Annotated in this window: 8 protein-coding genes; 3 read left to right on the top strand and 5 right to left on the bottom strand. The window is 67.0% G+C overall.

Features of this window, described 5'->3' with window-relative positions:
* Nucleotides 1–21: 21 nt before the first annotated feature.
* The 4 genes from ugpE to E6C72_RS07320 form a co-directional block, all read right to left on the bottom strand.
* Nucleotides 22–870 (bottom strand): sn-glycerol-3-phosphate ABC transporter permease UgpE, encoded by an 849-nt coding sequence (gene ugpE / locus E6C72_RS07335; RefSeq protein ID WP_109442570.1) that lies wholly within the window; start codon nucleotides 868–870, stop codon nucleotides 22–24.
* Nucleotides 867–1751 carry a sn-glycerol-3-phosphate ABC transporter permease UgpA gene (gene ugpA / locus E6C72_RS07330; RefSeq protein ID WP_109442569.1) on the bottom strand — a complete coding sequence of 295 codons (885 nt, stop codon included), beginning with the start codon at nucleotides 1749–1751 and terminating at the stop codon, nucleotides 867–869. The genes ugpE and ugpA overlap by 4 nt, the downstream gene beginning before the upstream one ends.
* A gap of 205 nt (nucleotides 1752–1956) precedes the next feature.
* The gene (gene ugpB / locus E6C72_RS07325; protein ID WP_109442568.1) at nucleotides 1957–3312 is read right to left on the bottom strand and encodes a sn-glycerol-3-phosphate ABC transporter substrate-binding protein UgpB; all 1356 of its coding nucleotides are present in this window, start codon (nucleotides 3310–3312) and stop codon (nucleotides 1957–1959) included.
* A gap of 284 nt (nucleotides 3313–3596) precedes the next feature.
* Complete coding sequence (locus E6C72_RS07320) at nucleotides 3597–5177, bottom strand: ATP-binding protein (protein ID WP_109442567.1); 1581 nt, start codon at nucleotides 5175–5177, stop codon at nucleotides 3597–3599.
* Nucleotides 5178–5472: 295 nt separating this feature from the next.
* Between E6C72_RS07320 and E6C72_RS07315 the strand changes: the two genes are divergently transcribed.
* Nucleotides 5473–6231, top strand: coding sequence for a M48 family metallopeptidase (locus E6C72_RS07315; protein ID WP_109442566.1), 759 nt, complete (start codon nucleotides 5473–5475; stop codon nucleotides 6229–6231).
* 22 nt (nucleotides 6232–6253) lie between these two features.
* Here the strand turns inward: E6C72_RS07315 and E6C72_RS07310 are convergent, their stop codons facing one another.
* A complete protein-coding gene (locus E6C72_RS07310; protein ID WP_109442565.1) occupies nucleotides 6254–9511 on the bottom strand; it encodes an EAL domain-containing protein in 3258 nt (1085 codons plus the stop codon).
* Nucleotides 9512–9935: 424 nt separating this feature from the next.
* Between E6C72_RS07310 and purB the strand changes: the two genes are divergently transcribed.
* Together purB and E6C72_RS07300 are read left to right on the top strand one after the other, a co-directional pair.
* A complete protein-coding gene (gene purB / locus E6C72_RS07305; protein WP_109442564.1) occupies nucleotides 9936–11231 on the top strand; it encodes an adenylosuccinate lyase in 1296 nt (431 codons plus the stop codon).
* Nucleotides 11232–11394: 163 nt separating this feature from the next.
* The gene (locus tag E6C72_RS07300; RefSeq protein WP_063633921.1) at nucleotides 11395–11634 is read left to right on the top strand and encodes a BolA family protein; all 240 of its coding nucleotides are present in this window, start codon (nucleotides 11395–11397) and stop codon (nucleotides 11632–11634) included.
* Nucleotides 11635–11657: the final 23 nt, after the last annotated feature.

The following is an 11657-nucleotide window of genomic DNA, read 5'->3' as shown; positions in this document are numbered from 1 at the left end:
TCTTTTTCCCTTCGCCCGCGCTTACTTTTCGCTGTCCACAAGACCTTTGACGAACCAGCGCTGCATGAACACCACCACCGCCACCGGCGGCAACATCGCCAGCACGGTGGTCGCCATGATGATGTGCCAGTCGTTGGCCGATTCGCCGGTGCCGATCATCTTGGTGATCCCGGTCACGATGGTTTCCATGTCGCCGCTGCTGGTGACCAGAAGCGGCCAGAGATACTGGTTCCAGCCATAGATGAAGAGGATGACGAACAGCGCCGCGATGTTGGTGCGCGACAGCGGCAGGACCACGTCGATGAAGAAGCGCACCGGCCCGGCGCCATCGATCTTCGCCGCCTCCAGCAGCTCGTCCGGGATGGTCAGGAAGAACTGGCGGAACAGCAGGGTCGCGGTGGCCGACGCGATCAGCGGGATCGCCAGACCGGCATAGCTGTTGATCAGGCCCAGATCGGCGACGACCTTGTAGGTCGGGATGATCCGCACCTCCACCGGCAGCATCAGCGTGATGAAGATCAGCCAGAAGAAGGCCATGCGCAGCGGGAAACGGAAGAAGGCCACCGCATAGGCCGACAGGATCGAGATGGCGATCTTGCCCACCGCGATGGACAGCGCCATCACCAGACTGTTCAGCATCATGGTACGGACGGGCGTGTAGAGCGCCCGCTCGCCGGCTTCCCCGGCCCAGGCCTGGGCGTAGTTGGCCATCCCCTGCCCGCCCGGCCACAGCGGCAGCCCGCCGCGCCCGATGGTGCCGGAATCCCAGGTGGAGCCGATCAGCGTCACATAGATCGGATAGGCGAAAATCAGGACGCCGACGATCAGGACGATGTGCGGCAGCAGATCGATGAAACGGGTCGGCTTCATGCGTAATGGACCTTGCGCTCGACGAAGCGGAACTGCACCGCGGTCAGCGCGATGACGATCACCATCAGGATCACCGACTGGGCCGACGATCCGCCGAGGTCGTTGTTGACCACGCCGTCCTGATAGACGCGGAAGATCAGCGTCTCCGTCGCCTTGCCCGGCCCGCCCTGGGTCAGGGCGTGGATGGTGCCGAAGGTCTCGAAGAAGGCGTAGACCATGTCGACCACCAGCAGGAAGAAGGTGGTCGGCGACAAGAGCGGGAAGGTGATGGTCCAGAACCGCCGCATCGGACCGGCGCCGTCGATGCTGGCCGCCTCCATCACCGAGCGCGGGATCGCCTGAAGGCCGGCCAGGAAGAAGATGAAGTTGTAGGACACCTGCTTCCAGCTGGCGGCCATGATGACCATCACCAGCGCCTGCCCGCCGTTCAGCCGGTAGTCCCAGTCATAACCCAGCGCCCGCAGCGCCTGACCGAAGGAGCCGATGTCGGGGTTGAAGATGAACATCCACAGCACCGCCGCGACGGCCGGAGCCAGCGCGTAGGGCCAGATCAGCAGCGTCTTGTAGGCGCGGGCACCCTTGATCTTCGAATCGGCCAACACCGCCAGCAGCAGCGCCACCCCCATCGCCAGTACGGTCACCGCGACGCTGAAGATGATCGTGACCTTCAGCGTGTCGAGATAGTTCGGGTCGCTCAGCACATGGGTGAAGTTCTCGAACCAGACGAACTCGCTGCGGATGCCGAAGGCGTCCTGGAGATGCACCGACTGCCAGATGGCATTGGCCGCCGGCCAGATGAAGAACACCAGCGTCACCGCCACCTGCGGCGCCAGCAGCAGGTAAGGCAACAGCCGGTTGTCGAAGGTGACGCGACGCTGCACAGGATGGTCTTTCGTCGGTTATGCGTGGCGTAAGGGTGCTCCCCCCTCTCCCCCCCGGGGAGAGGGTCGGGGTGAGGGGGAGGCATGCGGTGGATTGGGGGAAATGCGAAGCGTGTCCCACTGAACTAAGCCACGCCGCGCATCCCCCTCACCCTAACCCTCTCCCCGGGGGGGAGAGGGGACCAAGGGGAGGTTACGGCCGAAATCAGCCCTTGTTGGCGCGCTCGAAGTTGCGCAGCACGGTGTTGCCGCGCTTGATTGAGGCGTCGAGGGCCTGCTTGGCGTCCTGCTGGCCCTGGAAGGCCTTCTCAAGCTCTTCCTGGATGATGTTGCGGATTTCCGGCAGGTTGCCCAGGCGCAGGCCCATGCTGTTCTCGGTGGTCGGCGTGCGGGTCAGCTGGGCGGCCGGCACATCGGCGCCGGGGTTCTTCTCGTAATAGCCCTGCGCCTTGGCGATCTCGATGCCCTTCAGCGTCACCGGGACATAGCCGGTGTCCATGTGCCACTTGGCGTCGACCTCGGGCTTGGCGAGATAGGTGAAGAACTGGGACACCGCCTTGTATTCGGCCGGCGTGCGCTTGGGCGAGGTCATCACCCAGAAGGCGGCGCCACCGATGATGCCGTTCTTCGGATCGTTGTTGGCGAATTCCGGCCAGTAGGGCAGCGGCGCCGCACCCCAGGCGAAGGTCGCCTCCTTGATGATGCGGCTGCGCAGCGAGGACGAGCCCTGGATCATCGCGCATTCGCCCGACGGGAACAGGGCGTCCGGCTTGTTGTCACGGCCACCATACTTGAACAGCCCCTCCTTCTGCATGTCGATCAGGGTCTGGACATGCTTGACGTAGACCGGGGCGTCGATCTTCAGCTCGGCGTTCAGCCCGCCATAGCCGTTGGCCTGGGTGGCGAAGGGGGTGTTGTGGATGGCGCCCAGTTGCTCAAGCTGCACCCAGGTCGGCCAGGAGGTGGTGAAGGGGCAGCTGGAGCCCGACGCCTTCAGCTTCTTGGCCGCGTCGATCAGCTCCGGCCAGGTCGCCGGCGGCTTGGCCGGGTCGAGACCGGCCTTGGTGAAGGCGTCCTTGTTGTAGAACATGATGGCGGTGGAGCTGTTGAACGGCAGCGCCATCATCTTCCCGTCCTTGGACGAGTAGTAGCCCTTCACCGCCGGGATGTAGGCGTCGGCGTCGAAGGAGGCGCCCGTCTCCTGCATCAGCTGGTAGACCGGCTTCACCGCCGGGCCGGCGGCCATCATGGTGGCGGTCCCGACCTCGAACATCTGCACGATGTGCGGCGCGTTGCCGGCACGGAAGGCGGCGATCGCCGCCTGCATCGTCTCCGGATAGCTGCCCTTGTAGGAGGCGTTGACCTGGACCGCCTGCTGGCTGTCGTTGAAGTCCTTGACGATCTGCTCCAGCTGGCCGCCCAGCGGCTGCGGCAGGCCGTGCCAGAAATCGACCACCGTCTTCTGCTGCGCCAGGGCCGAACCCGGAAGGGCGGCGGCGAACAGCAGGGCGCTGGTGGTGGCGGCGCCCGTCAGGAGGGCAAGCTTGCGGCGGGTCAACATGCGGTGGGTCTCCCTGTCCCGGTATGGTTCGCGGTTGTCATGAGGGCAACGGGTTGCCGTCCCGCGACGCTTTCGTGAAGTTTTAATGGCAACTGCATAAGACGTTGTGTGCGGTTGCGAAAAAGACCGGCGGCGCGATGATCGTTTCCGAAATTGTTTGGTTGCTCTAACCGTCACACTGCGCACGCATACCAGGGTCTGTCAAGTCGCCGCTTTACAGTTTTATGACGTGAAAAGCGCAGCGCCGGAATGTTGCGGAGCGAAAATGCGCGGGCGCGGAAAAGCTAACGTGGGCGGGCGGCATCCGCCCGGCGAACGGCCGGGAGGCTGCGGCTGAGCAGGCGGCGCAGGGCGGTCGGATCGCAGGGCTTGTGGACCAGGGGAATGCCGCTGCGGTCGACGATGCGAAGCCGGTCGGGATCGGTGTCGCCGGTGACGATCACCCCCGGCACCCGCCGGCCGCAGCGGGCGCGGACCGCCTGGATGGCGTCGATACCCGTTTCCGGTCCCGACAGGCGCAGGTCCGACAGCACGAGGTCGGGGACGGGGGCGCCGCCGTCCAGCCCGGCACAGGCCTCGTCGATGCCCCGGGCGGGAATGACGGCGTAGCCCCAGCCGCGCAGCAGCAGCCCGATGCCTTCCAGCTGCATGGCGTCGTCCTCGATCACCAGCACCGTGCCGGCCGGCGCAGGAGCCCCGGCGGCGGAAGACTGCCCGGCTGCCGGTTCAGGCTCGCTGTCGCCGGAGTCGTCGCCGGATCGGTCGCCGTCATTGCCGGCCAGCGGCACCTCCACCGCGAAGACGGAGCCCCTGCCGGGCCTGGAGCGCACCGTCACCGGATGCCCCAGCACCTGCGCCAGCCGCCGCACGATGGCGAGGCCAAGGCCCAGACCCTGCTTGCGGTCACGCCCCGGATTGCCGAGCTGGTGGAAATCCTCGAAGATGACCGCATGGTTGGACGGGTCGATGCCGACGCCGGTGTCCCACACCTCGATGCGCAGCCGGTCACCGCGGCGCCGCGCGGCCAGCAGGACGCCGCCCGTCAGCGTGTAGCGCAGGGCGTTGGCCAGCAGCGGCCGCAGCAGCCGCTCCATCAGCACCGGGTCGCTGATGACCTGGGCATCAAGCGGATGGACATTGAAGCGCAGGCCCTTGGCCTCCGCTTCCGGCCCGAATTCCTCCAGCATCTTGGCCAGCAGATCATCGACCGGGAAGGTCTGCTGCTTGGCGGTGACCAGCCCGGCCTCCAGCGCCGAAACCTCCAGCAGGGCACGCAGCAGCGTCTCGCCGCCGATGATCGCCTGTTCCAGCTTGTTCGCCAGCTCGATGGAGGCGGGATCGGTCAGCCGGCCGCTGAGCAGATGGTGGAACAGATGCATCGCCTGGAAGGGCTGGCGCAGATCGTGGCTGGCCGCCGACAGGAACTTGCCCTTGGCGGTGCGGGCCCGCTCGGCATCGGCACGGGCCTGCGCCGCCTCCGCCCGCGCGTCCGCCAAGGCGGCGGCACCGGCGTCGGCAACCAGCGCCACCGCACGAATCCGCCCCCCGGCCTCCGTCACCGGTTTCAGCACCAGCGCGCAGGGAAAGCCGGGGAGAGGTCCGGGGGTCGAGGCCGGCGTGCCGGTCGCCATCACCTGGCGCCGCAGGCGGTCGATCCCGCCGGCCGTTTCCGCCACGAGCCCGGCCTCCGCCAGCGTCCGCCCCTCCACCCTCTCCGGCGCATGGCCGATCAGGTCGGCAAAGGCAAGGTTCGCCACCAGCACGCGTCCGTCCTCGCCAAGCAGAACCTGCGGGGACCCGTTGGCCGACAGCAGCGCGTCCAGCCAATCCTCGCGTGTCGGCGTTTGTCCTGGGATGAGGGGCATCGGCGTATACTCTGCAAGGCTGAGGGGCAAGGCTGAGGGGCAAGGATAAGCGGAAGACCGCCCGATGAAAAAACGGCGACAGAATTGGCGGTAAGTGGGAGGCCACCAGACCACCGCGTTACCCCTGCTTTATTTTGTGCCTCGATCGATCGTGTCAAATGTGACCTCAGTCGACCCCATGGCATGGGATCGTTCGAAAGCCCTAATTCTTTAAGCCGAAACTGCGCCGTTGCACCACTCCGACAAAGGGCGGAGGACGCTTCCGCATTCGGCGGCCGCCGCGCTATAAGACGGCATGGTGCAACGCCTTCCCGCCCTTCTGCGTCGCCGCAAGCGATCCGCCGCCCGGCCCCCCCAGCCGCCGCGCGCGCTGGAGATTTCCGGCCTGCCGATCCCGCTGGAGCTTCGGGAAAGCGTGCGTGCGACCCGCATGACCCTGCGCGTCGACGCCGGGCGCGGGCTGGTCCAGGTGGTGGTGCCGGTCGGCGTGTCGGAAACCGACGCCCGCCAGTTCGTCGGCCGCCATGACGGCTGGCTGCGGGCTCGGCTGGCGGCAATGCCGCCCTCGCTGCCCTTCGCCGACGGCGCCAGTGTGCCCTATCTCGGCGTCGAACACGTCATCCGCCACGACCCGGCCCTGCGCGGCCCGAGCCGGATCGAGGACGGTGTCCTGCTGGTCGGCGGCCAGCCGGAGCATGTTGCCCGCCGCGTCCGCGATTTCCTGACGGCGGAGGCCAAGCGCGAACTGGCGACCCGCGCCCGGCAGAAGGCGGCGACCATCGGCGCCCGGGTGGCGGCGGTCACCATCCGCGACACCAGGAGCCGCTGGGGCAGCTGTTCGTCGACCGGACGGTTGTCCTTCTCCTGGCGGCTGATCCTGACGCCGGAACAGGTGCTCGACTATGTGGTCGGGCACGAGGTGGCGCATCTGCGCGAGATGAACCATTCCCAGCGTTTCTGGGCGCTGTGCGCCAGCCTGACGGACGGCTCGGGCGTGGAATGGCCACGGGCTTGGCTGAAGGCGAACGGAACGCGGCTGCTGCGGTACGGCTGACGGTCGCGGGGAAGCCCGGCGCCTATTCCACCGCCTCGGCCAGCCGCGGTTCGGCGGCGGCGGCGTCGCGCCGGACGAATTCGAGAAAATCCTCGTAGGGCATCGGACGGCCCAGCAGATAGCCCTGGCACTGGTCGCAGCCCAGTTCGACGAGGCAGTCGTACTGCTCCTCCGTCTCCACCCCTTCGGCCAGCGTCTGCATGCGCAAGGACCGCGCCATGCTGATGATCGCCTCGGCGATGGCGCCGCTGTCCGGGTTGCCCGCACGCAGGCCGCTGACGAAGCTGCGGTCGATCTTCAGCTTGTCGACACGGAAGCGCTTCAGATAGGCCAGCGACGAATAGCCGGTGCCGAAATCATCGATGGCGAGCGGCACCCCCATCTCGCGCAGCTGCGAGAAGGTTTCCGACACCACGTCGGACTCGTCCATCAGGACGCTTTCCGTCACCTCCAGCTCCAGCACCGAGGGCGGGATGCCGTAGGCGGACAGCCAGCCGGCCACCCGCTCGGCCAGCCCGGGGCGGCGCACCTGCACCGCCGACAGATTGATGGCGATCACCAGGGTCTGGTGCCGCAGCAGTTCCGCCGCGCGGCGGCAGGCCTCGCCCAGCACCCAGTCGCCCAGCGGCAGGATCAGGCCGGTGTCCTCGGCAATCGGGATGAACTGGCCGGGCATGATCAGCGTGCCGTCGGGCTGACGCCAGCGCACCAGCGCCTCCGCCCCGACCAGACGGCGGCCGTCCAGCGAGAATTGCGGCTGGAAATGCAGCTCCAACTCGTTGTTGGCCAGCGCCCGGCGCAGGTTGCTCTCCGTCCACATCCGGTCGGACGCGCGGCGGTTCAGTTCCGGCGTGAAGAACTGGTAGGTCGCACGCCCGGCCTCCTTCGCCGCGTACATCGCCATGTCCGCGCTCTTCAGCAGCCCGTCGATGCCGGTGCCGTCGTCGGGGTAGACGGCGATGCCGATGGAGGGCGTGACCTGCAACTCGTGCCCCTCGATCAGGTAGGGCTCCGACAGGGTGTGCAGAACCTTCCGCGCGACGATGCCGGCGGCGTCGGGGCTGTCCATGTCGCTGATCAGGATGATGAACTCGTCGCCACCCTGCCGGCTGACGGTATCGCTGGCCCGCACGGTGCCGGTGAGCCGTTCTCCCACCTTGCGCAGCAGATCGTCGCCGACCTGATGGCCCAAGCTGTCGTTGATGGTCTTGAAGCGGTCGAGATCGACGAACAGCAGCCCGACCTTGGTGCCGTGGCGCCCGGCGGCCAACATGGCGCGCTCCAGCCGGTCGCGCAGCAGAAAGCGGTTGGGCAGGTCGGTCAGGAAGTCGAACTGCGCCAGATGGCGGATGCGCTCCTCCTGCGCCCTGATCGCGGTGATGTCGGTGAAGGCGGCGATGTAGTTGGCGACGGCGCCGTCCTCGTTGCGGACCAGCTTGACGCTGAGCCATTCCGGGAAAACCTCGCCGTTCTTGCGGGTGCTCCAGATCTCGCCGGCCCAATGGCCCTCGGCGATCAGTTGCAGCCACAGCTCCTCGTAGAAGCCGGGCGGGTTGCGGTCCGAACGCAGGAACTCCGGACCGCGGCCCAGCACCTCGTCGCGGTCATAGCCGGTGATGCGGGAGAAGGCATCGTTGGCGGCGACGATCTGCCGCTGCTCGTTGGCGACGAACATGCCCTCCGCCGCGTTGTCGAACACCTTCGCCGACAGCCGCAGCTGCCATTCTGCCCGCTTGCGCTCGCTGATGTCGCGGGCGATGGCGGAGTAATAGACCTCACCCTCATAGGTGATGCGGCTGGCGGTGACCTCGAGCTCCAGCGTGCGGCCGTCGACGGTGCGATAGACGGTCTCGTAATGGCTGGCCGCGTCGTCGCCCTCGGACGCGAAGCGCTTCAGCAGGTCGGCCTGCCCCATCACCAGATCCTCCAGCGTCCCGCCCAATGCCTGGCAGCCGAAGGGGTTGATGTAGGCGATGCGCAGGCTGGCGTCGGCCAGCACGACGATCTCCGACACATGGTCGACGAAGAAATTGGCGAGATAGAGCTGGCGCGCCCGCTCGCGCAGCATGCTGTCGCTATGGCGGACCCGCAGCTGGTAGCTGCCGACGATGCGCCGGATCCAGCCGGTGACCAGCCACGACACGCCGACCGATGCGGCGAGCGCCACGCCCAGCACCGCCACCGTGGTCCAGACCCGCTGGTTGACGCCGCGGCTGATCTCGGCCCGGCGCATCTCCATCTCCTTGCCGACATCGTCGATGTAGAAGCCGGCGACCAGGATCCAGCCCCAGACGCTCGGCGCCGAGACATAGGCCATCTTCGGCGTCGGCCTTGCGGTGACCGGATGGATCCAGTCGTAGCGCAGCTCCCCGCCGCCCTGGCGCCCGAGCTCCAGCAGCCGGGTGACGAGGTCGCGTTCCGTCTTCCACGGCAGGTCGCGGGCGTTCATGCCCTCCGATGCCGGAGCGGTCGGCGACAGCAGCACCTGCCCGTCCTGGCGCAGCACGCCGACATAGCCGGTCTCCCCGAAGCGGAAGGCGCGCAGCCGCTCCAGCGATTCATGCTGCAGGCGCGCTTCCACCGCGCCCAGCGAATCGCTGGCGCCGATCAGCCAGTCATAGGGTTCGAAACGGCGGACGAAAGCCAGCTTGTCGACGGCCTGGGCCGGGTCGTCCGGCATACGCCAGCGATAGCGGGCGAAACCACGCAGGCTGGGGTCCTGGGCCGCCCGCATCAGCTCGCGCACCACTGCGGCGCCCTGCGGATCGGGGGCGGCGAAGGCCGAGGTGCCTTCCCGCGCCGGGTCGACCGGCATCAGCACCGATTCGCCGTTCAGGTCGTTGATGAAGTAATAGCCGCGACCGCCAGAGAAGCGCAGCGGCCGCAGCGTCTCCTTGATCGACTCCTTCACCGACGCTTCGGGCAGGATGTCCTTTTCCCGATCATGGACGCTGCGGGCGATGGAATAGGCCTCGTCCACCTGGGCGCGCAGCTGCTCCTTCAGCAGCGGCTCGACGCGGGAGCGCATGTAGGCGAGATATGACTGCGCATTCTCCACCTCCTGCACCAGGGCCTGATGCTGCTCCTGGACGTAGCGCGCCTCGCTCTGCTGCAGGTCGTGCTCCAGGTCGGCCCAATGCTGCCAGACGAAGTAGAGCCCAAGCCCGAGGACGAGCGCCGCCACCAGCGCCATCGACGCCAGGAATTGCAGCCGGTAAAGCCGGGCCTCGTCGGACGAGCGCGACGGCGCACGGACCAGCTCGGCGACGGGGTCGGACAAGAAGGGCTCCCTTCGGATGGCCTGTCGGATGGAAATTGCGGATGCCGGCTGGGGCCGGCCCCGATGCGCTGCGCAAGTGTTGCTTAATGCTCGCGCGGATTCAACTGCAAGCAAAGGAAATCCACCCGGGCGCGACTCTTTGACTGTTTTCCTCACCTCTGGATGGCCGTTGGGGTGCAGGACTGTATACCGACAGGGAATTGCCGCAAAGTGCGCCTGTCAAGCATTAGGCGCGGATTCCCTTAGGCTGACAACAATTCGGCGGCGAAGATTAATGCTCCCGGCGGTGGCCCGCTTTGGGCTGATGGGATCGGGTCATCGCGACGCTTTAAAACGCACTCCGGCACCGCTATGGTCGCGCGCGCGTGCTACGAGACCCGCTAGCCACCTGCAATCCAGCGCCCGCTTCCTCCGGAGAGTGCCGATGATCCCCCGCTATACCCGCCACGAAATGGCCCGCATCTGGGAGCCGGAAAACCGCTTCCGCATCTGGTTCGAGATCGAGGCGCACGCCTGCGACGCGCAGGCCGAGCTGGGCGTGATCCCGAAGGAAGCCGCCAAGGCGGTGTGGGAGCGCGGCAAGTGGCAGATCGACCGCATCGACGAGATCGAGCGCGAGACCCGTCATGACGTCATCGCCTTCCTGACCAATCTCGCCGAGTATGTCGGCCCCGAGGCCCGCTTCGTCCACCAGGGCATGACCTCGTCCGACGTGCTGGACACCTGCCTCGCCGTCCAGCTGACCCAGGCGGCAGACCTGCTGCTGGCCGACATGGACGCCCTGCTGACCGCGCTGAAGCGCCGGGCATACGAGCACAAGAACACCGTCACCATCGGCCGCAGCCACGGCATCCATGCCGAGCCGACGACCTTCGGCCTGAAGCTGGCCGGCCATTACGCCGCCTTCGCCCGCGGGCGCGAGCGTCTGGTCCAGGCGCGCCAGGACATCGCCACCTGCGCCATCTCCGGCGCCGTCGGCACCTTCGCCAACATCGACCCGCGGGTCGAGGAGCATGTCGCCGCCAAGCTGGGCCTGTCGGTGGAGCCGGTGTCGACCCAGGTCATTCCGCGCGACCGCCACGCCTTCTTCTTCTCCGTGCTGGGCGTGATCGCGTCGAGCATCGAGAATCTGGCGACGGAAATCCGCCACCTCCAGCGCACCGAGGTGCGCGAGGCGGAGGAATACTTCCACCCCGGCCAGAAGGGCTCGTCGGCGATGCCGCACAAGCGCAACCCGGTCCTGTCGGAAAACCTGACCGGCCTGGCCCGCATCGTCCGCTCCGCCGTCGTCCCGGCGCTGGAGAATGTGGCGCTGTGGCACGAGCGCGACATCTCGCACAGCTCGGTCGAGCGCATGATCGGCCCCGACGCCACCGTCACGCTGGACTTCGCCCTGGTGCGCCTGACCAGCATGATGGAAAAGCTGGTGGTCTATCCGGAGCGCATGCAGCGGAACCTGGACGATCTGGGCGGGCTGGTCTTCTCGCAGCGCGTGCTGCTGGCGCTGACCCAGGCCGGCATGAGCCGCGAGGACAGCTACAAGGCGGTGCAGCGCAACGCCATGCAGGTGTGGGAGAAGGGCGGCAACTATCTGGACCTGCTGTCGAGCGACGCCGACATCGCCAAGCACATCGGCCGCGACAAGCTGGAGCCGATGTTCGACATGTCCTACCACACCAAGCATGTCGACACGGTGTTCAAGCGCGTGTTCGGCGAATAACGGATCTTTCCTGTTGAATAAAGGGTGTCCCGGGCGGTTCCCGCGTCTTCCGCATTCCGGCAAATCTTTGCCGGTGGATGACAAACGGCCCGCCCGCACCTACTCTATCTCGAGAAGCATGTGCCCGGGCGGGGCAATCCTGAACAGAGCGAGGACCGTACCCATGGCGATGGAAGCCGCCACGATCGAAAAGCTCATCAAGGAAGGCATCCCGGACGCGGTCGTGGAGATCGCGGATCTGCGGGGCGACGGCGACCACTATGCCGCGCTCGTCACCTCCGCGGCCTTCAAGGGCAAGAGCCGGGTGCAGCAGCACCAGATGGTCTACGCGTCCCTTCAGGGGAGGATGGGCGGCGAACTGCACGCCCTGGCGCTGACCACCGCGGTGCCGGAAGGCGCCTGATCAAAGTCGCAACGGACAAGGCC

Source organism: Azospirillum sp. TSH100, from assembly GCF_004923295.1.
Classification (GTDB): domain Bacteria; phylum Pseudomonadota; class Alphaproteobacteria; order Azospirillales; family Azospirillaceae; genus Azospirillum.
The sequence above is the reverse complement of the archived record's forward strand: the minus strand, read 5'-3'. Positions and strand labels throughout refer to the sequence as shown.